Source organism: Mesorhizobium sp. USDA 3734 (assembly GCF_056279665.1).
The window spans coordinates 4,397,982-4,424,323 of record NZ_JBWCCW010000001.1; the positions used below are offsets into that span (position 1 = coordinate 4,397,982).

Annotated in this window: 16 protein-coding genes; 10 read left to right on the top strand and 6 right to left on the bottom strand. The window is 62.3% G+C overall.

What is annotated here, in order from left to right:
• Positions 1 to 252 precede the first annotated feature (252 nt).
• The 7 genes from tssL (at position 253) to ACZ89F_RS21490 (ending at position 13,501) form a co-directional block, all read left to right on the top strand.
• Positions 253 to 1,758, top strand: a complete 1,506-nt coding sequence (gene tssL / locus ACZ89F_RS21460; RefSeq protein ID WP_476093992.1) for a type VI secretion system protein TssL, long form — start codon at positions 253 to 255, stop codon at positions 1,756 to 1,758.
• A gap of 22 nt (positions 1,759 to 1,780) precedes the next feature.
• Positions 1,781 to 5,338 (top strand): type VI secretion system membrane subunit TssM, encoded by a 3,558-nt coding sequence (gene tssM / locus ACZ89F_RS21465; RefSeq protein WP_476093994.1) that lies wholly within the window; start codon positions 1,781 to 1,783, stop codon positions 5,336 to 5,338.
• A gap of 159 nt (positions 5,339 to 5,497) precedes the next feature.
• On the top strand, positions 5,498 to 6,277 hold the full coding sequence (locus ACZ89F_RS21470; protein ID WP_476093996.1) for a PP2C family protein-serine/threonine phosphatase: 780 nt from the start codon (positions 5,498 to 5,500) through the stop codon (positions 6,275 to 6,277).
• A complete protein-coding gene (locus ACZ89F_RS21475) occupies positions 6,277 to 8,766 on the top strand; it encodes a serine/threonine-protein kinase (RefSeq protein WP_476093998.1) in 2,490 nt (829 codons plus the stop codon). Before ACZ89F_RS21470 ends, ACZ89F_RS21475 begins: the two co-directional genes overlap by 1 nt.
• A 123-nt stretch (positions 8,767 to 8,889) precedes the next feature.
• The gene (locus ACZ89F_RS21480) at positions 8,890 to 9,282 is read left to right on the top strand and encodes a DUF1036 domain-containing protein (RefSeq protein WP_476094000.1); all 393 of its coding nucleotides are present in this window, start codon (positions 8,890 to 8,892) and stop codon (positions 9,280 to 9,282) included.
• Positions 9,279 to 11,672: a M23 family metallopeptidase gene (locus tag ACZ89F_RS21485; RefSeq protein WP_476094002.1), complete on the top strand. Its 2,394-nt coding sequence runs from the start codon at positions 9,279 to 9,281 to the stop codon at positions 11,670 to 11,672. The genes ACZ89F_RS21480 and ACZ89F_RS21485 overlap by 4 nt, the downstream gene beginning before the upstream one ends.
• A gap of 215 nt (positions 11,673 to 11,887) precedes the next feature.
• Positions 11,888 to 13,501 (top strand): caspase family protein, encoded by a 1,614-nt coding sequence (locus ACZ89F_RS21490; RefSeq protein WP_476094003.1) that lies wholly within the window; start codon positions 11,888 to 11,890, stop codon positions 13,499 to 13,501.
• A gap of 99 nt (positions 13,502 to 13,600) precedes the next feature.
• On the opposite strand, the gene ACZ89F_RS21495 is transcribed toward ACZ89F_RS21490, so the two are convergent.
• Entirely contained in the window at positions 13,601 to 14,137 is a 537-nt protein-coding gene (locus tag ACZ89F_RS21495) for an OmpA family protein (RefSeq protein WP_476094005.1), read from the bottom strand.
• Positions 14,138 to 14,328: 191 nt separating this feature from the next.
• On the opposite strand from ACZ89F_RS21495, the gene ACZ89F_RS21500 reads away from it, so the two are divergent.
• Positions 14,329 to 14,922 (top strand): DUF6931 family protein, encoded by a 594-nt coding sequence (locus tag ACZ89F_RS21500; RefSeq protein ID WP_476094006.1) that lies wholly within the window; start codon positions 14,329 to 14,331, stop codon positions 14,920 to 14,922.
• A 47-nt stretch (positions 14,923 to 14,969) separates the two neighbouring features.
• Here ACZ89F_RS21500 and ACZ89F_RS21505 read toward each other — a convergent pair whose 3' ends face one another.
• The 3 genes from ACZ89F_RS21505 to ACZ89F_RS21515 all read right to left on the bottom strand — a co-directional run bounded on the left by ACZ89F_RS21505 (position 14,970) and on the right by ACZ89F_RS21515 (position 20,379).
• Positions 14,970 to 16,214, bottom strand: coding sequence for a caspase family protein (locus tag ACZ89F_RS21505; RefSeq protein ID WP_476094008.1), 1,245 nt, complete (start codon positions 16,212 to 16,214; stop codon positions 14,970 to 14,972).
• A complete protein-coding gene (locus tag ACZ89F_RS21510; RefSeq protein ID WP_476094010.1) occupies positions 16,211 to 17,323 on the bottom strand; it encodes an OmpA family protein in 1,113 nt (370 codons plus the stop codon). Before ACZ89F_RS21510 ends, ACZ89F_RS21505 begins: the two co-directional genes overlap by 4 nt.
• 506 nt (positions 17,324 to 17,829) lie before the next feature.
• Positions 17,830 to 20,379: a caspase family protein gene (locus ACZ89F_RS21515; RefSeq protein WP_476094012.1), complete on the bottom strand. Its 2,550-nt coding sequence runs from the start codon at positions 20,377 to 20,379 to the stop codon at positions 17,830 to 17,832.
• 445 nt (positions 20,380 to 20,824) lie between these two features.
• Here ACZ89F_RS21515 and ACZ89F_RS21520 point away from each other — a divergent pair, with 445 nt between their 5' ends.
• Both ACZ89F_RS21520 and ACZ89F_RS21525 read left to right on the top strand, forming a co-directional pair.
• Positions 20,825 to 21,298, top strand: a complete 474-nt coding sequence (locus tag ACZ89F_RS21520) for a hypothetical protein (RefSeq protein WP_476094014.1) — start codon at positions 20,825 to 20,827, stop codon at positions 21,296 to 21,298.
• 83 nt (positions 21,299 to 21,381) lie between these two features.
• Complete coding sequence (locus tag ACZ89F_RS21525) at positions 21,382 to 23,460, top strand: sigma-54-dependent Fis family transcriptional regulator (RefSeq protein WP_476094016.1); 2,079 nt, start codon at positions 21,382 to 21,384, stop codon at positions 23,458 to 23,460.
• Positions 23,461 to 23,555: 95 nt separating this feature from the next.
• Here the strand turns inward: ACZ89F_RS21525 and ACZ89F_RS21530 are convergent, their stop codons facing one another.
• Together ACZ89F_RS21530 and groEL are read right to left on the bottom strand one after the other, a co-directional pair.
• Positions 23,556 to 24,599 (bottom strand): NAD(P)-dependent alcohol dehydrogenase, encoded by a 1,044-nt coding sequence (locus ACZ89F_RS21530; protein WP_476094017.1) that lies wholly within the window; start codon positions 24,597 to 24,599, stop codon positions 23,556 to 23,558.
• Positions 24,600 to 24,646: 47 nt separating this feature from the next.
• Positions 24,647 to 26,278: a chaperonin GroEL gene (groEL, locus tag ACZ89F_RS21535; protein ID WP_476094019.1), complete on the bottom strand. Its 1,632-nt coding sequence runs from the start codon at positions 26,276 to 26,278 to the stop codon at positions 24,647 to 24,649.
• Positions 26,279 to 26,342: the final 64 nt, after the last annotated feature.

Below are 26,342 nucleotides of genomic sequence, written 5' to 3' on the forward strand. Positions count from 1 at the left end.
GTGCGCGGCATCCGGTTCCAATCGAGAGTTTCTGCGATTACGATCACATACGACACTTCGCTAAGCGGGTAAGGCTGATCGACCTGGGGGTCTGCGGCAAATGTCATCTTTCGGCGGGATAGTAAGATATAGCCGACCTTCCTCCGGACAATGCCAGGGTCGGCAGAGATTGCATTTCCTCCACCTGACGAGAAAACGTTTTGCACCTGCCTCGCCCAGTCGCGGGCACACCGCCTGCACGGACGATCGGCCATGAGTTCGAAAGACGATCCTTTCGGCCCGGCGGGCAAGACCGTCATTCGCGCCCCTCCACGGCGTGAGCGAAAACCGGCTCCGATCCCTCAGGAGCCCGTCGCGGATGGCGGGCAACCCTCGCAGATCAAGGATTCGACCGTGTTCGATCCCGGCGTCGGCCGGCATACACCGCCGGGCTGGATATCCGGGACCGTGATTTATCAAGGTGCTCCTTCCGGCGCGGCAGGAGGCGTCGCTTCCGCGGCGGCGCCGGCTCTACGGCAGGAGACCCTGCTCAATGTCACGGACAGTGTCAGATACTCCGCGGCAAACCCGATCCTTGCCGCGGCCGCACCGTTACTGATGCTGTTCGGCCAACTCAGGCTTATCGCCGTCGAGAGGCAAGCCGGGCCGTTGGCCGAACATGTCACCGAGGCGATTGATCGATTCGACAGGACACTGGAGAAATCAGGTGTTGCCGAAGAGGATGCACGGATTGCGAAATTCGTCCTCTGCGAAACCGCCGACGATCTCATCGGCAACCTGCCTTGGCCACGGAAAGACGCTTGGGCGCAGCACAGTATGCTGTCGCAGTTCTTTCACGTCGAGCCCAGCGGCACAGGCTTCTTCGAAGCGCTGAACAAGGTCCTGGCCAGTCCCGAAGCGCACTACGATCTGCTCGAACTGATGCATGTCTGCCTGTCGCTGGGGTTCGAGGGCCAGTACCGGGGCCTGACGCGCGAAGACAGCAATCTCGAACGCGTTCGGCGCGACGTCTACGAAACGCTTCGCTACTTCAAGGCACGCGCGGACGCGGACATCTCGCCCCGCTGGCAGGGCTTGGCGTCAACCATGACGCAATCGTCGACACGCGTGCCGCTCTGGGTCGTCGCTGCAGCGGCGTCGGCGCTACTGACTGCTGCATTCTTTGCGCTGCGGGTCTTCATTACCAACGAAGGCGACGCCACCGCCGCTGAATTGCTTGCGCTCGCCCCATCGACGCCGGTCGCCATCGAACGGGCCAGCGTGGCGCGGTTGGCGGAGCCGGCGAAAGTCGTCCTACCCGTCTCCACAACCACGCAGATCGATCGCATCCGCTCGGCACTGGCCAAGGAAGTCGAAGGCGGCGGGCTGACCATCGGCACGAAGGGCGACTTCATCGTGGTCGAAATCAACAATCTCCTGCTGTTCCAGTCCGGCAGGGCCGAGGCGAAGCCGGAGTTCCAGCCCATTGCCGCCGATATCGCCGCGGCCCTGGAACCCGAGCGCGGGCCAATCAGGATCGTCGGCCATACAGACAATGTGAAGCCGCGAAAATCGAGCCCGTTCAAGTCCAACTTCGATCTTTCCGTCGCCAGGGCGAGGGCCGTGGAAACCATGATGGCACCGAAGTTCAGCGATCCTTCGCGACTGACCGTCGACGGCAAGGGTGAGGATGAGCCAATCGCCGACAATGCGACGCCGGAAGGCCGCACCAAGAACCGCCGTGTCGATGTGATGATCGCCAAGGAGGAAACATTGTGAGCACGGCCAGCCGGAAGCGACCATGACGCGTTGGCTGCTGCGGATATTCAGCATGATCGCGCTGGCCGGTCTCGCGGCGGCAGTGTGGTTTGCCGGCCCCTTGGTCCGCTTCGCCGATACCCGTCCTCTCGGACCTGCCTGGCTGCGCGCCACTATCATCGGTGTGATCGTGGCGGCCGTGGCGCTCTTCTATGGATTGCGTTTCTGGCAGATGCGCAAGGCGCAAAAGGCGCTGGAGACCGCCGTTGCCCGCAACGACGACAGGGATGACGACTCGCAGGTGCTCGAGGCGCGCATGAACGAGGCGATCGCCGCGCTCAGACGGTCGAGCGGCAAGCGCAACTTCCTCTATGAGATCCCCTGGTACATCATCATCGGCCCGCCCGGCGCAGGCAAGACAACGGCACTGGTCAATTCGGGCCTGAATTTCCCGCTGGCCGGTTCAGGCGATGCCCAGCCGGTAGCCGGTGTTGGCGGAACACGCGCCTGCGACTGGTGGTTCACGGATCAGGCCGTGCTGATCGACACCGCCGGACGCTACACGACGCAGGATTCCAATACCGAGAGCGACAGCAAGAGCTGGCTCGCCTTCCTGTCGCTGCTCAAGAAATACCGCACGCGGCAGCCAATAAACGGCGTCATCCTGGCGATCAGCCTTGCCGATCTCATCGGCCTCGACGATCAGCAGCTTGACGCTCATGTCGTCGAGATACGCAGTCGCCTCCGGGAAATCCACGAGACGCTGAAAATCCAGTTTCCGGTGTATCTGCTTTTCACCAAGGCCGATCTTGTCGTCGGATTCATGGACTATTTCGGCGCTTTCGACGAGCCGCGCCGGCGCAAGGTCTGGGGCGCGACATTCCAGACCAGCGATCGCACCAAGAACATGGCCGCCGAGGCACCGGCGGAATTCGATGCACTGGCAAGACGCCTGGCCGAGGAGATGCCTGACCGCCTTCAGGAAGAGGCTGACCCGGTCGCGCGCATATCCGTCTTTGGCTTCCCGGCGCAGTTTGGCGCGCTGAGGGGCAGAATTACGAATTTTATCGCCGGCCTGTTCGATCCTGGCCGCAGCCAGGTGAATGTCAGCCTGCGTGGGCTCTATTTCTCGTCAGGCACGCAAGAGGGGACGCCGATCGATCAGGTGCTGGGCGCGCTCGGCCGCAGCTTCGGCAGCAATTCCCGCGCCCATCTTTCCGGAAGCGGCAAAAGCTTCTTCTTGCATGATCTGCTGACGGGCGTCATTTTTGCCGAATCCGGATGGGTTTCGTATGACAAATCAGCCGTAAGACGTGCGGCGATCGCCAGATTCGGCGGCCTTGGCGCCATCGCGTTGATCGCGGCGGCGGCGCTCGGCACCCTGGCCCTGAGCTTCACGGCCAACCGGTCGCTGATCGCCTCCACCACGCAGGCCATGAGCCAGTATCGCGCGACGGCGGACGCGCTGCTCAAAAGCACCGAGGTCACCGATGTCGACCTCGAAAACGTCATTGGCCCGCTCGACCAGTTGCGCAATCTGCCGGCTGGATTCGAGACCAGTGACGTGCCGACACCGATCGAGGAGACGTTCGGTCTCGGCCAGCGGGAGAGACTTCTTTCGGCATCCAAGACCGCTTACCGGCAAGCCCTGGAACGAATGTTCCGATCGCGCCTGCTGATCCAGGCCGAGCGGACGATCCAGGCCAAGATGGCTGATCCCGCCGCGCTCTACGAACCGTTGAAAATCTATCTGATGCTTGGCGGCAAGGCGCCGAAGGTCGACGACGCGTTGATCGTTTCCTGGATGAAGCAGGATTGGGAGCAGAACCGGTATCCAGGTGAAAATAACCGCGAAGGACGCGAGCAGCTCGAAAAGCACCTGCGAGCCATGCTTGCGTTGGACGATGCCTACGATCCGGTTTTCGAACTCAACCAGCCGCTCGTCGAAGCCGCTCAACGCTCGCTCGGGCGCATGAGTCTTGCCGACCGTGCCTCCGCCTTGGTCAAATCCGCGGTATACGCGGCAGGGCTGGATGATTTTTCTGTTTCCCTGAAAAGCGGCCCGGAAGCGCAGTTGCTGTTAGAGCGTGTCGATGGCGGCGATCTGTCGGGCCTTCGTGTTCCCGGCCTCTATACCTATGCCGGCTTCAACAGCTTCTATCTCGGGCAACTCTCGCGCATTGCCCAGACGCTCGTCGACGACCAGTGGGTCCTCGGTGGCGGCGGCGAGCAAGGCGGCATCGACCAGGAGTTGCCCAAGCTCGGCCCCGAACTTCTCGATCGCTATGGGAAGGAGTTCGCCACCGCATGGAACAGCGTTCTCGACGGCTTGAAGTTCAAAGCGATGCTGAAGGACAAGCCGCACTATATCGCGCTTTCCGCCGTCGCCTCGCCAACCTCGCCGATCGAACAGCTGTTTACGGCGATCGCCGACGAAACAGCTCTGACGCGGGCCGCGGGTTCCGGCAAAAACCAAGGCACCGGGGTTGAAGGCGGCACTGTTCAAGGCCAGTCACAGGACGCCGCGAACATGGCCAAGGGTCTGGCTCGCATCGGCATTCATATCGCTACCGGAAAATCGCAAAGCCGTGCCGGCACGGGATCCGCAAACGCGGAAAACCCCGGGGCCAACATCGAAGCACAATTCAGGTCGTTCCAGGCCCTGGTGAGCGGTCCTGCCGGACACCGCCCGATCGATGCCTTGACCCAGAATTTCCGCGATATCTACCAGAGCCTGCAACTGGTGACCGACGTTCCCTCCCAGACAGAACGTGTCAACGCAAACCTGCAGCTCCAGATAGCCACCCTTCGCGCCAATGTCTCGCGACTGCCCAGGCAACTCGGCCGGATGGTCAATGCGACGGCGGACGAGTTTGAAGGCAACGTCACCGAGACCTCGGTGGCGAATTTGAACCAGATGCTCGACCAGACGGTCACACAGCCCTGCGAGGCGGCGGTCAACGGCCGCTATCCTTTCTCCGGCAATGGCACCGAGGACATTGCGATGGCGGATTTCGCGAAACTGTTCGCTCCGGGCGGGCTGATGGACCGGTTCTTCGCACAGAACCTTGCATCGCTGATCGACATGAGCGGTCAGGACTGGAGCTGGAAACAGGATGCGCGCTTCGGGCGCGACCTGTCGAAATCGACGCTGAAAGACTTCCAGCTGGCGGCCGAAATCCGCAGCGCCTTTTTCCCCCAGGGCGGTTCGGTGCCCTCGGTCAGCGTCACCTTCACGCCGTTCTCGCTGCATGGCGATGCCGATGCGGCGGTGCTCGATGTCGACGGCCAGACCGTCCAGAGCAACCAGGCGGGCAACGCGCCAAGCACCGTGACCTGGCCGAGCGGCACGGCCTCCGGGTCCGCCAGCCTGAGCCTGACGCCGGAAATGCCAGGCCGCGAATCCACCATCAAGTTCGAGGGGCCGTGGGCGCTGAAGCGGCTGCTGGACAAGGCGACCGTCACCGGCAGCGACAGCAATGTTGAAGCGCGCTTCGTGATCGGCGGGCGCGACGTCACCTATACGATCCAGACTGGTGCAGGCCCCAGCCCCTTCTTCCTTTCCGCACTTTCCGGATTCAGCTGTCCGAAGGCGTTTTGAGATGGGCTTCGAGCTTTTCAATACGGTGGCCCCCTGCCTGCGCCTCAGGCGCCCGGACCTTAATTTCGATACTCCAATGTTCGAGCCTGTGGCAAAGTGGCTCGAGCGAGTGCCCAGGAGTGCACCGCAGAGGACGCTTAAGAAGCGCTTGGTGGCAAGTTGAGCGATGTCGCCCTTCCCTTTGACAGTTTCGGCGTGAGCCACAAAGGCTGTGTGCGCGAGCACAATGAGGACAACTATCTGCTCGAGCCACGAACCGGCCTCTGGGTGGTGGCCGACGGAATGGGCGGGCATGAGGCCGGAGAGGTCGCCTCAGCCGCCATTGTCGACCATCTGGCCACGATCGGTATCGCAAGCTCCGCACCGGATCTGCGGGCGCGCTTCGAGGACAGGCTGAGCCGAGCCAATGCCGAGATCCGCGGCATATCGGAATCTCGCGGCATAACCATCGGTTCCACGGTCGCCGCCCTGTTGGCGATGGACGGACGGTTTGCCTGCCTGTGGGCGGGCGACAGCCGGATTTATCTGATCCGCAACGCCTCGATCTCGCAGATTTCGAAAGACCACACCGAAGTGCAGGAACTCCTCGATCGAGGCATGATCAGTGCGGCCGAGGCGCTCACCTGGCCACGCCGCAATGTCATCACGCATGCGGTCGGCGTCAGCGACGAATTCGTCATCGATTTCCAACAGGGTGAACTGATGCCAGGGGACATTTTTGTGTTGAGCACCGATGGGCTGACGGCGCATGTCACCGACGCGGAGATCGAGGCCGCTGTCGTGTCGGCGACACCTCAGGCGGCGTGCGAAAATCTGCTGGAGACGGTGCTGAAGCGAGGCGGAACAGACAATGTCACCATCGTGCTGGTGAAGATCAAAAAAGGGCGCAACGGACAAACGCTCCACCCTGATTTGTCCGGAGCGGAGGGCCGAGGCTGATGAGCGCCGACGACAAGACGCGAATATCGCCACAGGTGGCCAATACCGCAGTAGGCACGCAGCTCAGCGGCATCTACGAACTTGATGAGCGGATCGCGTTCGGCGGCATGGGCGAGGTCTATCGTGGCCACAACATCCAGACCGGAGACCACGTCGCGATCAAGATCGTCCTGCCCGAGTTTGCCCGTGACCAGACGATCCTGTCCTTGTTCCGCAAGGAGGCCTCGATCCTCAACCATCTGTCGCATGATGCGGTCGTGCGATACCACGTTTTCACCATCGATCCCGGGATCGGCCGCCCCTACCTTGCCATGGAATTCGTCGACGGCGAGTCGCTGTACGACATCATGCGACGTGGCCCGACGCCGACGGAAGAGGTGCGCAAGCTCTGCCATCGCCTCGCATCCGGCCTGAGCGCCGTGCATCAAGCGGGAGCAATCCATCGCGACCTCTCGCCGGACAATATCATCCTGCCAGGGGGCCGGGTCGACCGCGCAAAGATCATCGATTTCGGTATAGCGCGATCAGCAACCGTAGGCGGGGAGACACTGATCGGCGGAAAGTTCGCAGGAAAATACAACTACGTTTCGCCCGAACAGCTCGGGCTGTACAGCGGCGACGTCAGTGAACAGTCCGACATCTACAGCCTTGGCCTGGTGCTGGCTGCAGCTCTACGCGGGAAGCCGATCGACATGAGCGGATCGCAGTTCGAGATCATCGAAAAGCGGCGGGCCGTGCCTGATCTCTCCGACATCGACGACGATTTCCGTGGCATTGTCGAAGCCATGCTGCAACCGGATCCGCAAGACCGGCCGGTCAGCATGGCTGATATCGCCAGGATGACGCGTGGCGAAGACGAAGGAACAACGCCGCCGACGTCCATCACACCCCGCAACCGGCCGGCTTTGCCACCAGCCGGGCAAACCCTTGCTCCTGATCCCAAGGGCCAGCATCAGCCATCCAATGTCGGGGGACACAACGCGCCGACGGCAACGGGTTCGGGCGAGCAGCGCTTCGTTCCGCATGTCCGGCCCGCGCATTTGTCCGAACCGCGGCCTTCGCCGGTCGCCGGATCTCCACGCGCGGTCGCGGCGGATATGCCCAAGAAATCCACAAAGACCCGAACCATCGCCATCGCTGCCTTGGCGGCACTGGCTGTCGCCTCAGGCGCGGGCCTGTATGTGAGCGGCTTCATGACGCCGGCGACGCCGACTGCCGGCAAGACATCGCTGTCCGCGCCCGAACCATCAAAGCCTGCACCGAAAACGTCAAAGCCGACCTCCACCGACAAAGTCGCGAACGCCGCGGAGCCGGCAAAGCCAGCTCCGCCCGCGCAGCCTCAGCCCAGCCTACCGCCGGCTGAAAACCAGCCAGACGCCGCGGCGGCTCAAAATACGCAGCCGGCCAAGCCTGCCGAAGTCCTTTCGCAGACCGAGGAACCCGCGAAACCGCCGGCAATGGAAGCGCAAGCGCAAACGCAAACAGAGGCGAGCCCGCCGCCGGCTGGAAGCCAGGCAGATGCCAAGCCAGTGCAAACGCCTGAGCCCGCGAAGCCCACTGTCCCCGCGCAAACCGAGGACCCCCCGAAGTCATCGGCAACGGAGGAGCCGCAGTCGTCCGAAAAGACACCGCCGACCCAGCCAGAGGTTGTGGAGAGCCCAAAGCCCGAACCAGAACCACAGATCAGCCAGCCGGCAGCGCCCAAGGTGGCCGCGCCCGCGCCCAACCCCACTGTAAGCCAGACGGATGTCGCGAACACCGAGAGCCAAAAGACCGAGCCACCGGCAGCCAAACAACCGGACCAACCTGTCGTTGCGTTGAACGTGCCCAAACCGGCGGTTCCCCCGGCCGTCGACGACATCGCGCAACGAGTCTCCTGGGTTCGCGACTTCGGCGGCGGCGACTGTTTCTATGCGACCATGAATTCGACAACCGACACGGCCGCCGCGATCGAAGGATTTGGAACGGCGGTCCAGCCATTCGAACGGATGCTGGGCGATTTCCAGGCAAGATTCCATGTCGAGCCGGACATCAGCGTCCGCCTCATTGAGCCGAGCCAATGCGAAGTCACCAATTTTCTGCGCTTCCTGGAGCAGACCGCGGCCGACAAACCGCAGCTTGTCCTCGACCGGACATCGGTGCCGAACGGTACGCCGATCAGCGGCACGCTGGTGACGCGTGGCGGGCTCATTTCCAGCGTACTGCTGATCGATCACAAGGGCATGGTGTTCAATCTCGACGACCGCATCGTCGCACAATCGGACAAGGCTACCTTCAGCATCCCGATTGGCCTCGGCGCCGCCGACAAGGCCGCCGGAAAGGCTGTGCCGCAGATCATAATGGTGATCACGGGCCCTCAGGATATTCAGGCGGCTGCGTTCTCCACGCCGACGCCAGCCTCGGTGCTGCTCCCCAAAATTCTCGAGGAAATCGAGACCGACGGATCTCAGTTCTCAGCCACTGCCAAGTATTTCCGGCTCGGCGGATAGCATGGGCGCCCGATGGAACGCTGCTCGTGTTTGCCTCACTCGTCCGCCGACCTGCCCATGAAGCAGCGTGATCCGGTTCGAGCCCTGCTTGCCCTTACGGGCCGCATGAAGCTTGCGGTCATCTTGGGCGCGGCGCTGCTGGCCGTGCTGTCATCCAGTGAAGCGCGAGCCGAATTCACGGTCTGCAATCAGACACTCGACGTCGTCAATCTCGCAGTCGGTCAGAAGATCGACAATGCGGACCAGACCGACGGCTGGTGGACGATCGGCGCAAATCAATGCGTGAACGTCATCCGCGAGGAACTGACGAACCGCTACATCTACATCTATGCCACGGACGTGTTTGGCCATGCGATCCTCACCGGATCGACGGAGATGTGTATCGAGCGACGACGTTTCTCGATCCGCGGCATCGACGAATGCTGGCAGCGCGGCCATATCGCGGCGCAATTTCTCGAAATCGATACGCTTGAACAGGTGCGGTGGACGTTCTTCCTGACCGGAAGCAGCCAGTGACGCACAGTATCGACACGAGCTTCAGGCAAAAGAAGGAGGCGCGCCTTGCGCTTCGCAGACGCAAGCTCTGGCGCCGGCTGCTTGCCGGTCTTGCCGCGATTGTCGTGCTGTCGATCGCCGTGGGCTTCTACCTTACCGCGGACTATTGGTCGTTCGGCGACGAAGACGAAGAACTCCACGCGGTCGAAGGGGTGGACGACGTGCCGGCCGATGCATCGGTCTATGTGCCTGCCATCATCGACCTTGCCGGGGATCCGATGTGGATTACCCTTGCACCCGACGCCGACACCACGTCGAAGGGCCATTCGATCGCGAGGCCGGCGGATCTCGATCAGGCCGGCGTTTCTCCGCAGATCGAAATCCTGTCGGATGTGATGCTCAGCGCCAGCGAGAAATTCATGACGACAATACCGTCGACGCAGGAGGATTTCGCATTCTTCCAGGCGCAACGGCAGACCGCCCCGCCGCCGTCCAACGATCTGCAGGACGATCTTCAGCCACCGGCGGGGGACCTGCAGAACGATCTTCAGCCATCGCCTGCTCCCAACGAGGCTCCAGCGGCGGGACAGCAGATGGGCACCGACGATCCCGAAGCCGGCTGGGGTGAAACAATCGATGCCGGCGAGGCAGCCCTCCCCGCATTCCAGAAGACACAGATCGAAAACAACACCAGTGTCGCAACCGTTACGAATGAGTATCAGCGGTTCGAGGCGACGGAAGACTCGTTCGTGAAAATCCTCAACGACCGCAGCCTGGACAGCGTTGCGCTCGATGCGCATTTCTCCGCCGAGGACGCCAGGCTGGCGGGCGAAGCTCTGAAGGCGCTTTTCAACCGGGAAGGCCTGGAACCGGGTTATGTCGTCGCCATGCGCGGTTTCAGGCCGACGCGCGAGACGACAACAATGTCGCTCATGCAGGTGTCGATCTACGCCAAGAACGTCTTTGTCGGCACGCTGACGCGCAACGCCGCGGGCGCGTTCGTATCAGGTGTCGATCCCTGGGTCCGCGAAGATCTGTTCAACTATTCGGGCGCACCGGAGGAAGGCACGCACAAGCGGCAGTATCGCCTGCTCGATGCAATCTATTCGACGGCGGCGCGCAACAAAGTTCCGACCGGGGTGATCGGCGAAGCGATCATGTACCTGTCGAGAGGACAGGATCTGGACGCCTTCGCCAGCGAGGACCAGCGCCTTGTCCTGATCTATTCGCAAACGCCGCGCGGCAAGAGCGAGACCGACGGCCGCGTGCTGTATGTCGGTGTGCAAGGTACTGAAAAGAGCCTCGAATGCTTCGTTTTCCAGCAGAGCGACGGTCAGTTTGCGTGCGTGACCGGCGACGATCAGGTTCGTTCGCTGACGGTCACCAACGGCATGGTCACGCCAGTCAACGGGGTCATGACGTCCACCTTCGGCCCACGCAAGCACCCAATTCTGGGCGTGGTTCGCATCCACAAGGGCGTCGATTGGGCAGCCCCCGTGGGTACGCCGATCGCAGCCGCCTTCGACGGCGAGATCATCTTCCAGGGCGACGGCGGCGGTTACGGCAACCTGGTGAAGATTGCTCATCCCAACGGACGCGAGACGCGCTACGCACACATGCAAAAATTCGCAATCGCTAGCGGTGTCGGCACAAAGGTGAAGGCCGGTGACATCATTGGCTATATCGGCACCACCGGCCTGTCGACCGGACCGCATCTGCATTTCGAACTCTATCAGAATGGCGAGGCGATCGATCCGCTGGGGACGGTCACCGCCGCGGTCGCCATCTATGATACTGGCAATTCTGGCAATTCCGGCGATGTCGCTGTCGAAACGCTGACCGACCGTATCGTTCACGTCGAAAGTGGTGGCAGCGCCCGCGCCAAGAACCCGAATTCATCAGCAACCGGCGCTGGCCAGTTCATCACAAAAACCTGGATCCGGATGATGAACACCTACCGCCCTGAACTGGCAAGAACGCTGTCGACGGCCGACCTGCTCGCTCTGCGCTACGACGCCACGATCTCGCGCGAGATGGTGCGAAATCTGGCACGGGAAGGCGAAGCCTATCTTCGGGCACGCGGCCATCAAATCACAGCCGGCCGGCTCTATCTCTGCCATTTCCTGGGCATGGAAGGCGCCCATCAGGTGCTGTCGGCGTCGGGTTCGGCCCAATTGAGCGCCGTGCTCGGGTCCGCCGTCATTCAAGCCAACCCCTTTCTCACGGGCAAGACCGCCGGCTATGTCGTGGATTGGGCAGAAAGGAAAATGGGCCAGAAGGTTGCTCGAGTAGCGACCGACGCCGGCCAGCAGACAACCAGCACGACGGAAATCCGCCAGACATCGCCGGAGTTCGAAAAATACAAGCAAGCCGTCACGGCCGTCATAAGCTCGCTTCAGAATACGCTTTGAACTGCCCTCGCGGTTTATGAGCTGCCATCGGACCATTGGTGCTCCTGCTGCAAAGTGTTATTATAGGTGACTTTTTTCGGGCCCTTTGTGAACCAAGACTGTGGTCGAGATCACATACGCCCAAGAGCCATTTTTGGCATAAGCGACCGTGTCGCTGACGAAATTTAGCATGCGCAGACATCAACAATGCGCCCTGATGGGCGGAGGGCTGGTCCATGAAAGCGTTCATCGTCTTTCTGAGCGGATTTCTCCTTTTTGTCCTTGCCGCGTTCAGCGCCGAGGCAGCCGCGCCCGACGCCAAGCGCGTCGCACTGGTCATCGGCAACAGCAAATATGTTCATGCCGTCGCCTTGCCCAACCCCGCCAACGACGCGCACCTCATCGCATCCACGCTGCGCAATGCCGGCTTCGAGGTGATCGAGGGGATGGATCAGGACAATGCCGGCATGCACAGTCTCATCAGCCGGTTCACGGAGCAGTCCTACGACGCCGACCTCGCCGTCATCTTTTATGCCGGGCACGGCATGCAGGTCGACGGCAAGAATTTTCTGATACCGGTCGACGCCGAGTTGACGTCGCCGGCCTATCTCAAGACCCGCACCATTCAGGTCGACGACTTCCTGGCGGCGCTGCCGCCAGATCCGGCGGTGGGCGTCATCATCCTCGATGCCTGCCGCGACAATCCGCTCGCCAGGACGCTGGCCGCCTCGCTGCCGAAGTCGCGCTCGTTGGGCTCCGGTCTGGCGCCGATCGAAGCAAAATCGGAGGGCGTAGGCACAGGCGGCATCCTGATCGCCTATGCAACCGATCCGGGCGCCATCGCTTTCGATGGCAACGGCGTCAACAGCCCGTACTCCACGGCGCTCGCCAGGCACCTGACCGAACCCGGCATTGAGATCCAGAGCGCGCTGACGCGCGTGCGCGGCGAAGTGACCGAGACGACACAAGGTCGCCAGAGGCCCTGGCACAACGCGTCGCTGGGGCGAGAGGTCTTCATGGGAAGACCCGTTGAGATGGCGGCGCCTGCGGCAAAGCCTGCCGATGCCGCGGCGGCAACCGTTCCCGCTCCGGTCGCTGGTGACGCGCCTTCCTGGGAAGTCGAGCAGCGGCTCTGGGATGAAGCCTCCAAGCGCAACTCGGTGCCGTTCTACGAGGCTTATCTCGACCAGTTCCCAAACGGCCGCTTCGCCACGGTGGCGCGGCTGAGCATTGATGAATTGAACGATCCGAAAGCCCAGAACCGGCAGGTCGCGGCACTCGATACGGACCAGGCGAACGCCAGTTCCGGCTCCGCGGTGCGCACCTCGGTCGGCGTCCCGGACGAGGTGAAGCAGACACCGGGCACCGAATTGACGGAAAGTGCCATTGGCCTCGACCGCCAGGGTCGCATCGACCTGCAGTTGCGCATCGAAGCGTTGGGCAACGAGCTTGGCCGCGTCGACGGAAACATAGGCCCACAGACCCGTCAGGCGATCGGCATCTGGCAAGCGAAGAACGGCCTGCCGCAGACCACCTATCTGACACGCGAGCAACTTGCATTCCTCGTGATCCAGACAGATCCGATGATGGAAGCCGTGCGCGCCAGATATGCTGCCGATCAAGCCCGTGCGACGCAGCCGAAAAAGCAGGTGGTACAGAAGGTCCGCACGCAGAGACCGGTGGCGCAGAAACCCCGCAAACAAAAGCAGGTCGTTCAGAAGCGGCGCAACCGCGAGACCGTGGTGCGGCAGGATGATGATCTTCCGCCACCCCGGGACAATAACGACTTCCTCACCAAGGCGCTGATCTTCGGCACCGGTGTGGCTGTGGGCGGCGTGCTCAAGAACTGACCGCCGGCGTTCCAAGCCTGTTAGACCTGTCCTTGCCAGTTCCTGTCGCCGTTCGTCGCCGAACAGCTGCGCAGTTTTTGGCGGCGCCAGCAGCGCGCGCTATTGCGTCTTTATCCGCATTTCCACCCGGCGGTTGACGGGATCGTACGGGTTGGGGCTGCGCGGATTCTTCTCCCCCATGCCGATCGCGTTGATGCGGGCAGCCTCGATACCGCTGGCCGTCAGGAAGGCTGCCACCGATTGCGCCCGCCGTTGCGACAGGCCTTCATTGTAGTGCACCGTGCCGGTGGCGTCGGTGAAACCTTCGACGACGAAGTTGAATGTGCTCAACCGGCTGTCCTTCAGCGCCTTGGCGAACTCGCCGAGTTCAGCGCGCGCAGTGGTGTCCAGTTCGGCCGAATCCAACCCGAAATTGATCAGCATATCGAGGCTGGATTTTTCTCCCGGCGCGTCTTTCGCCTTGCTCTTGCTTTTGCACTCCTCCTCGGTGCCGACACAAATTCCCCGCGACTTGCCGAGGTCGGCCGCTCCGGTAAAAAACTTCACGATGTCTTCTGATTTCTGAACAGGGTCGGCGGAAGCGTGGGTCGAGAAAAACACGACCGCCAACACAAAGGCTGAACTGCCCCACTGCATAGCGGTTACTCCTGCTTGAGCATCCGATTTCGATGGATGCGATCATACCAAACTCCGGGGCAATTGTCTGTCGATAAACGCCAGGGGATACGACGGTTCCGGCAGTTGTTGCAGCGTCACCGGTTGAGGCTTGACCAGCGCCGCGCCTGGGGCTTGAGTGGCCAAAGCTCCTCGATGAAAGCGTGGCGGTCATGGCCAACGGGCTTCGATTCAAAACTGCACGGGATCTCTTCATGGCTTGTCCCTCTATTGCCCAGGACATGAGCACCCTTCCAACCGAACGACACTCGATCGAGTTTTGCCGCGACCTCCTAGCCGGGCGCGTTCCCGAGGAGGCGATCACGTTTTGTGCCTACCTGCTTCCCGATCGGGCAGCGGTCTGGTGGGCGCATGAATGCCTGAGCCATCTGAGCGAGTTGCTCGATGGGACTGATCACGAGTTGCTCGCCTATGTTCGCGACTGGGTCGGTGAACCGGACAGCCCCCACCATCGCGCCGCGGTGAGCCAGGCGGAGGCAACGCCGCCGACAACGCCGGGCGCCTGGATTGCCCTGGCGGCGGGATGGCGTGACAATGGTTCTGTTGCTGGCGGATCTGTTGCCGGCCCAGACGCGCGATCGGCCTTGCCGCCGTTTCCTGCTGCCCATGCAGTCAATGCCGGTGTTCTGGCCGGGCTGGCGCGTGTCGCTCTCGCGGACCGCTTTGCCGTTCTTTCCGCGTTTGTCGAAATGGGCATCCAGATGGCCGAGATCGAGGCGCCGCGCCAATCGGCGGATACCTACTAGAGCATCCATTCCGACAGAAACCGGACGGATGCCATCATCGTCCTGCCTTACTTGCAGCCACCTTGAGCCCATTTGGCAAGCGCCACCTTGAAGCGTGTTCCCAGCGGATGCTGCAGGCGCAAGACAGAGGCATCGTTGGCGGCAAAATTTTTCGCCTGCTCGCACAGCCGTGCCTCGTCCCATTCATGGCAGCCGTCGCAGTGTTTGTCCTCCCACACCGATTTGTCCAATCCCTCCACCGGGCTGAACAGGGGCTTGCCCTTGATCAGCTGGGCGATGCTCTTGCCGTCGATTGCCGGATCGCCGAAATCGATCGGATGGTCGAAAAAGATCGGGGCGTCCGAGGCCAGCCTGGGGATCTTCTGACGCAGCACATCGAGCGCAAGCTGATCGTCACTTTGGCCCGATGCGCCTGCAGCGCCGGTGTTGCTTGCGTCGGAACCGCCTTCGGTCGGAGGTTCGCTCGCCTCGCCCACGATCAATGGCGCGTTGAGATCGACCTTGTGCAGAACGACCTCCGAGGTCAGCGAAACGTTGATCCAGGGACGCTGCTTGCCGGCGGTTGCCTTGAAGACGTCGCTGGTGACCCTGTTCATGGCCTCGGTGATGGAGATGTTGGTTGAGCCGATACGCTTGAGGAGCGCCGAGGTGAAAGGCGAATGTTCGCCCGACCCGTCATAGGCGAGTTGATTGGGACTGGCGGCGAAGGCGACGAGCGTGCCGGCGCCACCATTCTCTATCGGGATTTCGGCAAGGCCGCTGCTTACGCCGTTGACGCCCGCGGTCTTGGCCAGCACCTCCGCGAGTGGATTGTCGCGACATGCGTCGAGAAACACCAGCCTAACGCTGGTCTCACGCGACATCTGGCGCAGAACGAAATCAACCGACACGGCCTCGACGTCGAGAGAGGTTTCGTCCTCCAGCGCGGCATCGACCGGAAGCAGATAGTTCTTGCCCGAAACCTGCAACCCATGACCGGCGTAGAAGAACAGCGCGATGTCGGCACCGCGCACCTGTTTTGCGAACCGAGCGATCGTCGCCTGGGTCTGCGGCTTGGTCTGGTCGAAGCCGGAAATCACCTCGAAGTCGAGCTTCTTCAAGCGCTCGGCCATGGCCCGGGCGTCGCGGACCGGATTGGCGAGCGGCGCCGCGTGCTGGTACTGGGAATTGCCGAGGACAAGTGCTACGCGGCGCTCGGCACTGGCAGCCGTCAACGTCAAAAGCAAGGCGAGCGTCGCAAACCCGGCGGCGCGAAACAGGTCACCGCAACGGGCAATCAGATCGGACCTCACCACAACCTCAGAGCTTGGTGGCGGAAAACTCGATCCGCCGATTGAGCGCCTTTGTTCTTGGGCGTATCGTTGGCGGCAACCGGCCGCTCCTCGCCGTAGCCGGTCGCTGTGATCTGCGTGCGAGGAATGCCCGCGGCAACAATGGCGTCGGCAACCGCCTGGGCCCGCCGCTCCGACAGCTGCTTGTTTGCCTCCGGCGATCCATCGGAATCGGTATAGCCCGAGACCTCGACCTTCAGGCCTGGGCATTTGCCGACGACACCTTCGACCTCCGTCAGCAACGGGCGGCTCTTCGCATCGAGCCGCGCGCTGGCCGGCCGGAAGTAGATGGCGCCGGTGCGTGAGAGCACGGCAAACCTGTTCAGGCATTCCTCATCGCTGAAGTTCGCCTTGGCGGCGTCGGTGGCCACGGGGCCCACATCGGCCGAAGTCGCCGCGGCGGTCTGGGTGGCGGCTGGCTTGCTGCCATCGGCGGTGAAGACGAAATCGAACGACACCGACGCGGTGGGCACGATGTTGGTCACATTGGCCGCCTGCTGGAGTTTGTCGACGTTCGGCAGCAGGCCGAAATCCTCGACATGGACAGCCACCGGAGCCTCCGAAGCGACCGACACCATGGTATCGCTGATCATGGTGACGACGATGCTGGCCTCGAGGTCCTTGTCGACGCCGTGCAGATTGAGACGGAAAGGCAAAGTCGACTTCACCCTGCGCTTTGTCGCGAGATCGGCGAATGCGGCGGGATCCACCTTGGCCGTCAGCTCGGCCGTCGGGTACTTGAATGTCTCGAAGAACAAGAAGCGCATGCGGACATTGCGCAGGTCGACGCCGGTATCGACCGAATTGAGGTCGAATGTGACCTTGGCATCACCCGCCGAGCTGAGCGTGCCGGTGATGTTCCTGATCTTGTTTGTCTCGACGATCGTGTTCTTCTTCACCGACTGGTAGGTGATGACTGAAGCTGTGGGATCAAGCGTCCAGTTCGGCGCGGCGTTGGCGGCTTGCGACCCGAGCAGCAGCAAGCCTGAAAGCGCGACGATCACGCCTAGACCTCGTGTGGCGGGGCCTTTCAGCCTCGTCTTCCACCAGAATGCGACGACTTCGAACATGGAACGCCCCTGCCCAGGACCACCGTATCGACACGACACCTGGCGGGAGCATAGAGCACTTGCGACTGGTTGGCGAGCAGGTGCAGCCGGTCGTCGCGAAAGCGTGAAATTCCGCTCTATTGGTATTTTTAGAAAGGTGCCTAGCTCAGCTCATCTGCGCGCCGGCACACCGTCGACTACTATCGTTGCTCATCACCAACCGCCTCCGCCTCCGCTTCCACCGTTGCCCCCACCCAAAGGAGCGACCACAGGTGGTGGCGGTTCGTCTTCGACAGGCTTGATCACTTTCTCAGCGGTCACTTTCTTGGCGACAACTTTCTTGGGTTTGTGGACCTTAGACCCGGTCGTAGTTCGAACAACCTTGGGCGAAGGCGCCGCCGCCATCGGCGCCGGCTCAGGTTTGGGTATCAAGGAGGTGCACCCCATCAGCACCGCAAGAACGCTGAAGAGAGTGGTTGCGATGGCTGCCTGCTTTAATGTCCTGCGCACCATAACCTCCTTGTGGATCAGAACAGATCTCTACGCGGATTGGCTTGCTCCCAGACCGCTCTGGCGGCGTTGACCAGTTGCGTGTCGACAGAACCACTCGCCGGAGTCTTCGACTTGAGTTCCCCACGCAGTTGCTTCAGTGCCGCGCCTTTTGCCTTTGCCCCGAATTTCGCTAGTGTGTTCTTCGCGCTCGGAATCTCGTTGCGCAGATCGAGCGCGACCGCAAAGGCAAGGTAGCGCACGGCTATAGCCTGGTCGGCCTTATCGCCCTTCTGCATCTCGAGCGCCGCGCGATCATACGCGCCGGATTGGTCGCCCCGCGTGGTCGCTAACTCGAACAAGCGCTGCGCCTCATCAAGGTTCTGTCCCACGCCGACACCGTCCCGGTACATGCGTCCGAGGCTGGCCGGGGCATACGGTTGGCCGAGGTCCATGGACTTCTGGAAAAGTGCCTGCGACTGCTTTGGATCCTTCTCAACCCCGGTGCCAGTGAGGTAATTGCGGCCGAGAAGGTTCATCGAATACATGTCCTGCCGCTCCACGCCGGCCTTGAGGAACGCGACTGCTCGCGCCGGATCGGCGGGCACGCCGTTGCGGCCTTCCGTGAAGATCGCGGCGAGATCGTTCATGGCATAAGTATGCCCCATCGCCGCTCCCTTGAGCAGCAGGTCCAGGCCCTTGGCGGTATCGCGTTGGACGCCGAGGCCATTGAACAAGGCGCGCCCCCATGCGGTCATCCCGTATGGGTCGCCTTTGTTGGACGCCACAGAATAGAAGTCGTTTGCCTTCTTGGGATCGACAGCCATTCCTATCCCGGACGACGCGATATAGCCGAGTTCGAAAACGGCACGGACGTGGCCCCTGTCGGCCGCCTCCTGAATGGCTTTCTTTGCCTGATCGACCTTGCCGGTCGCCAGCAGCGCCCGGCCGAGTTCGTAGCGGAAGCGGGCGACGTCCGGATAGGCCTTCACCGCCGCCTCGCAGGCCGTCACGGCCGCCGCGCCGATTTCATTGGGCAGCAGGCCGGGGACCACGCCTTGCAGATCGAGAGGCTCGCCAGCGGCCTGGTCGCAAGGATCGACGCTTGGTGACAGCTTCATCGTGGCGGGCTTGGAGGAACTGCTGTCCGCGCGGATTTCAAAGCCGACCTCGACCGGTTCGGCGGCCCCGATCTGGGGTTCATAGCGCAAGTTGTCGACCTCATCCGCCATCAGGCTCGACTCTGGCGCCAGGGCACGATCCGGCAAGGACAGCGTTCCGGTTGCCGGATAGCTCGCGAGTTTCAGGCTGACCGCGGGATCCTTTGTCGGGAAGTCCAGCTTCAGCGGAACCGGACCGACACCGACCGGGACGCTGATCTGTCGGTTTTCGATCGCCTCGGCGGCGCCGGTGATGTGGATGCCCCGCTCCAGCACCTGCTGTTTCTGCTCGCTCTCGAGCGAGGCCACAATCTGTTCGCCCTCGGCGCCCTGGCCGCTCTTGACACGAAACACCATGATGCCCTGGGCTTCGCCACCCCAATTGTCGTGCGTGGCGTAGGCCAGCATGTCCACCTCTTCCGTCGCACCGGCCCCCTTGGGCACATCCAGCTTCAGGCGCGGCAGGTCCTTGCCCTGGATCTGCTGGCCCACCGCAACAGCCTTGCCGTCCAGCAGCAGGCGTCCGAGCGCAGGAGGCCTTTCGATGCTGACGGTGATTGATCCGCCATCGACATCGACCGGTTCCGGCAAGTCCAGGGCAACAGGCCCAACCCCCGACGGCACGACCTTCTCCAGAACCGGCGGCAATGAGGGCCGGCTGGTGCGGCGCATCAGGACAACCTCGTCGATGAGCGAGGAGTTTTCCCACGGAACCTGCTTGCCGTCAGTGGCCTCGACCACATCGCGGCGCACCGCGGCCATGACCGTGCGTATCTCCTGGTTCGGCGCCAGCGCGCGACGAGAGAATGCGGATGAAAACGGGCTGAGGTCTCCCGCTCCATCATAGGCGACCGCTCCTGGCTCGGTGGCAAAGGCGATCAGCGTGTTCAAGGAGCTTTTGACCTGCGCAAGGCCGGTGTTGCCCGCCGTGATCAGTTGGTCCCTCAGCCAATAATCCTTGCGCGGAAACGGATTGTTGCGACAGGCATCGAGGATGATCACCTGGATCTTCGATTTCGCGCGCAACTGCTGGAGGACATCGTCCAGCTTGACCGCCTGGACCTCTATGTCGGCCGCATTCTTCAGCGAGGCATCCACGGGGATCAGGAAATTCTCGCCACCGATCTGGAAGCCGTGACCTGAATAGTAGACGACGGACAGATCGGCGCCGTCCGCCGCCGCGAGGTAGTTGCGGAACTGTTCCTCGAACTGCAGCTTTGTGAGATCCTTGGCGACGAACACTTCGAAACCAGCCAACCGAAACGTCTTGGATACGTCCTCGGCATCCTTGTCAGGATTCTTGAGAGCGGGGATTTCCCGGTACTGGGAATTGCCGATCACCAGGGCGACCCGTCGATCGGCCGACGCATCGAAGGTCGTGAAGGCCGCTACGAGGAAGACCGCGATGAATCCGCAAAGTCGGAGCATGGCAACTGTTTCAACCGTCGCTACCTGATGACCACAAGCTCCCAGGTTGCGGTATCAAGGTCTGTTAAAGAGCTCACAATCCGCCGAGACAGGAACAAAAAGAAAAACCGTCGCGACAGCAGGCACTTTCCCCATCCGATTGGGGTCTAAATTACCTCAGAGCCGACCCATCCGCAATGAGTGTCAAACTGCAGCGGCGTGGCTTTCTGGATCCGACGCACCCGCCAGGCCTTAATCCAGCGTCGGCGCCGCCGAAGAGTGAAACGCGGATCCAGAGGCGACCTCAGTGGCGTCCACTCGAACCCCGTGTAGCAGCCAGTTGCTACCATCGGTACAAATCTTAGTGCTACCTGATGTGAATGGCGAACTTCACAGGGACGGTGTAGGGTTCGCAGCAAGAAGAACTGAGCCGAACTCCCGGCGCCAAGCGAATCTGGGAGGATTCATGGTCGAAATCATCTCCAAGCGGGATGGCCCGCGGCGCGAGGACATGCAGGTCAAAAGACTGATCGAGCAGAACCGCTCGACCATCGTTCGCCTTGCCGACCAGATCAGCGGCGGCGGCTATTCGGCTTCCAGGAAGCCACGCCAGCAACCCAAGGCGGAAGGCCTGATCATCCATGTTGGCGGTAGCGCGGCAAGCGTGGCCGAAGCGCGCCCGTCCATCCGCGTCACCATGAACGGCCGTGTGATCTCCAAGGATCAGAACACCGGCCGCCAGCTTCATCACATCGGCGATGTCCGCGACCGGAATGGGGAACAGATCTTCGTCCTGGCAACTAAGCAGAACGGCTTTTTCTCACCGGTCGACGAAACCGTAGTCGAGGCGCTTGCCGAACTGGACGGGACCCACCTGACCGCGACCTATAGCGAAGAACAGCTTGCCGCCGACATCGGCGCGAAACTCGGCATCGACTGACCCCGGCACTGGGCGTCGCTGAGCACGCCCAATCCGCGACAGCATACAGAAATGGCATACCTCAAAGGTACTGTGATGACTGAATGAGACACGCGAACGGCCCTGATCAGATGAAGACCAATGCTCTTCCAGCGCGTGCGTCGATGGCCGCCGGACAATTGGTTCTGGACAACATCGACTATGACGAGCGCGCCACCATGCGCGCTTGGGAAAGTTTTCTGGCCGACGAGCCGAAGGGCGCCCGCGATCCGGTCCATGTCCGCTCGCTGATCCACGATTCCTGGTATCGCAGCGCCAGCGGCGGCATCAACGCGCAAGGCATCGAAGCGCCGCTGAGCAGCGATCGTGACGAGATCGAATATCTGACCCGTGCCAACGCCGAGCTGCTTTCGGCGGCGCGGCGATCGTTTGCCTCCCTTGGCCAGTTGCTGGAAGGGACGGGAGCGATGCTGGTGCTCGCCGACAGCGATGGCGTGCTGATCGACGCGATCGGCGACAAGAAGACCTTGCATGATGGCATGGACATTCATCTGGGTATCGGCGGCAAATGGAACGAGGACGCCGTCGGCACCAACGGCATCGGCACGGCGCTGTGGACCGGCGAACCGATTTTCGTCCACGCCGCCGAACATTTCTGCGCCGGTATCAAATCCTGGACCTGCGCCGGTGCGCCGATCCGCGATCCCCTGGACGGCAAGATCATCGGCGTTGTCGACCTGTCAGGCTATTCGCCGATCTTCCGGCCGCACAACACGGCGCTCGTCGCCGCCACCGCCAGGCAGATTGAAAAGGCACTCGCCGAGCAGCAGCAGGAGCAGCGCACGCGCCTGCTCGAGGCCTTCATTTCCTCGGCACCCAGCTACCGCCGGAAAGACGGGTTGGTGATCGTCGATCATCGTGGCCGCGCGATCTTCTGCAACAATGTGCCCAATGGCGACACCACGGAGATGACGGACGGCCCTATGGAACCTGGGCGTGGTCGTTGGCTGATGAACCTGCCGGCCTCCGGCTCGGACACCGATCTCGCCAACGCACTGCCGGCGCATCTGCGATCCTGCCATGTCACGCCGCTGAAGCTTGATGGCGATCTTCGTGGCGCGGCTCTGGTGTTTCCCTCGGTGCCGGCCGTCTCGAGCATGACGGTGATCCGCCGGGAGGAGAACAAGCACCTGCGGACAGCCGCGGCGATGATCGTCGGCGAAAGCGAAAAATTGCTGGCCGCCGTCGATGTCGCCTCCCGGGTGGCCGGGTCGAAGGGCGTCACCTCGTTGCTGATCGAAGGCGAAACCGGCGTCGGAAAGGAGTTGTTCGCGCGGCTTGTCCATGCCGGCAGCCGGCGCACCGAAAACGACCCGTTCATCGCCATGAACTGCGGTGCAATCACCAAGGAGCTGTTCGGCAGCGAATTGTTCGGCCATGTCGCCGGCGCCTTCACCGGCGCTTCGCGTGACGGCAAGCCGGGCATCTTCGAACTCGCCAATGGCGGCGTGCTCAGCCTGGACGAAATCGGCGAGTTGCCGCTCGAAATCCAGCCCTTCCTGTTGCGTGTCCTCGAAGAGCGCGTGGTCCACCGTATCGGCGACTCGAGAGGTCGGCCGGTGGACGTGCGACTGGTCGCCTCGACCAATCGCGACCTCAAGCAGGAAGTCGCGGCCGGGCGCTTCCGCAGCGATCTCTACTACCGCATCGGTGCGGTCTCGATCCATGTCCCGGCTTTGCGCGATCGCGGCGACGACGTGTTGTTGCTGATCGAGCATTTCAATCGTCAGATCGCCAAACTGGCTGGCAATGATCCGCTGGAGTTTTCAAACGAAGCGCTCGATGCGCTGCTGGCCTATCGCTGGCCGGGCAATGTGCGCGAACTGAAGAACCTGGTCGAGCGCCTGCATATACTGGCGCGCGGCAGCACGATCGACCTGCAGGATCTTCCGGGCGAAATCAGCGCGGGCAGTCGCAACACCGTGGCCCTACATGGCGACCACCCCACAGCCATGCTCGAAGCACCGGTATGCTCCTTCGAGGATGCGGAACGCCAGGCGATCAAGAATGCGCTTGTCGCGGAGGGCGGCAATCTCAGCAAGGTTGCACTGAGGCTCGGCATTTCACGGCCGACGCTCTATCGCAAGCTCGGCCAATACGGCATCCGGCGCGGCTTCCTCTGACACGCGGCACAAAAGAAACCCATGGCATTTGCGCCATGGGGTTGGGGAATTGTAGCCGATAGATCGGACTCCGCCGGGAATACGGTCCGGATGCGTCAGGGCACGATGACGCCGCGGCCGGTGAACCGGCGGTTCTTGAAATCGTCGAGGGCTGTGTTGATGCTAGCGAGATTGTATTCCGTGTAGTGCATCTTCACCTTGCCGTCGGCGTTGAGCTCCATCAGTTCGACAAGCTCGGTGAAATTGCCGACCAGGCTGCCGCCGATGTTGATCTCCTCGATGACCAGATGCGCGGTCGGCACGTTGATGTTGCCGCCATAGCCGACGACGAACAGTTGGCCGCCCTTGCGCACCATCTTCCAGCAGATGTTCTCGACACCGAGTTCGCCGACGAAGTCGATCACCACATGGGCGCCGCCGCCGGTGATCTGAGCGACCTCCTCGATGACATTTGGCCCGCCATCGAGCACGAAGTCGGCGCCCAGATCCCTGGCCAGGACTTGCGCCGCCGGTTCGCGGTCGACGGCGATGATACGGCAGCCCGAGATCGCGTGCAGCGATTGCAGCGCGATATGGCCAAGCCCGCCTATACCGAGCAGCACGCAATAACTGCCTGGCCGCAACAGCTTGGCGGCGCGTTTGGCGGCGCGGTAGGCGGTGATGCCGGCATCGGCCAACGGCGCCACCTCGATCGGCGTTATGTTGGCGTTCAGCTTGATCAGCGAACGCTCGCTGGTGATGAAATACTCGGCGAAGCCGCCATTCATGCCAAGGCCGGGGAATTGGCCGTTGTCGCAATACATGTCCTCGCCATGGCGGCAGTTGAGGCAGATGCCGCAGGAGCGGAAGGGATGGCAGATCACGGCGTCACCGCGCTTGACCGACCTGACACCGCTGCCGACTTCCTCGACCCAGCCGGCATTCTCGTGGCCCATGATGTAAGGCAACAGCGTGCCTTCGGGATCCATGGTCGGCTTCCACACACCCTCGATGATGTGCAGGTCGGTGCGGCAAAGGCCGGCGGCGCCCACCCGCACGATCACCTCGTCGGGAGCGGTGATCGTCGGCGCCTTGACCTCCTCGATCTTGAGCTGGACGTTCATCTTCGGGTCATATTCGTAGAGTCTGGCAGCTTTCATCGTCGTATCCCTTTCAACGTCGAAATCGTTCCGTTGGAATTGTCGCCTCAGGCGCGGCCGAGCCTTTCGGAGCCGCCGCCACGCGCGGGTCCGGCCGTCGGATCCTCATCCTCGGCAAGATCGCCAATCAGCGTTTCGGTGGTCAGAATCAGGGTCGCCACCGAAGCCGCGTTGGCGAGCGCGGTGTAGGTGACGCGGACCGGATCGATGATCCCTGCCTCGAACATGTTCTGATATGCGCCGGTCGATGCGTTGTAGCCGTAGCCGCCATTGATGCGGGTGACCTCGGTCACCACCGCTTCGGGATCGGCGCCGGCATTGGCGGCGATGCGCCACAGCGGCCGCGACAGAACCGAGCGCACGAGGAGCACGCCCTCGGCGACATCGCCATCGACGCTGGCCGCCACCTTGTCGAGCAGCGGCGCGATCTGGGCGAGCGCCGAGCCACCGCCGGCGACCACGCCCTCTTCGGACGCGGCGCGCACCGCGTTCAAGGAATCCTCGATCAGCTGGATGGTCCGCTTCTGCTCGACCGGCGTGACGCCACCGGCATAGAGGATCGCTGTGCCGCCGGAGAGCTTGGCCAGGCGCTCGCGCAGCTTGTCCTGGTCGATGTTCGGTGGCGAGGCTTCATACTGCCGCTGCACCTGGGCACGGCGCGAGGCGATTGCCGTATGGTCGCCGCCGCCACGAATGATCGAGGTGTAGGACGAACTGGTCTTCACCCGGTCTGCCGTGCCGAGATCCTCGGCGGTGATATCCTCCAGCCGGCCGCCGAGATCGCGCGCGATCACCTTGCCGCCGGTGATGATGGCCAGATCCTCCATCATCGCCTTGCGCCAGTGGCCATATTCCGGCGGGTGTACGACGAGGTATCGTCCCGGTCCCTGCTTGCCGAGCAGCGTCACCACCACTTCCGGCGACATTTCCTCCGACACGACCAGCAGCGGCCGGCCATCCTCATCGGCAATGCGGCGAACCGCATCGAGCTGCCCGGGTTCCTTGATCTTGAGGTCGGTCATCAGGATGTAGGGCCGTTCGAGCACGGCCTCCATCTTCTCCTGATCGGTCACCATGTGATGCGAGAGGTAGCCGCGTTCGAAGGACATGCCCTCGACGACATCGAGCGTGGTCTCGGTGGTGACGCTGAAGTCGGTGGTGATGACGCCTTCGGCGCCCACCCGCTGATGCGCTTCAGCCACCAATGCGCCAAGTTTTGTGTTGGTCGCGGCGATGTTGGCGACCGACGCCAGGATGCCGTTGCCCTTGGCCGGCCTGGCCGAAGACTTGAGTGCCGCCACCACCGCCGCCACAGCGAGGTCGATGCCTTTGCACAGATCGACGGATTTCACGCCGCGGTCATTCGCCTCGACGCCGCCCTGGATGAGCGCGTTGGCGAGCACGATGGCCGTCGTGGTGCCGTCGCCGGCGATCTCGTTGGTCTGCATCGACACTTCGCGGACGACTTGCGCGCCCATGTTTTCGAAACGGTCGTGCAGCTCGATCTCGGAGGCGATGCTGACACCGTCGCGGGTCACCATCGGCGTGCCGATCGGCCGGTCGATCATGGCGTTCATGCCCTTGGGGCCGAGCGTTGGCTCGACAGCGGCTGCAAGCCGGAAGACGCCACGGGCGAGAGCCCGGCGGGCCTCGGAATTGTGAAGCATTATCTTGGGCATGATTCCTCCTTCCGCCTTACGGGCGGGTTGTTGGTTAGGGGCCTCGTGCGAGGGAGGCCGTTGC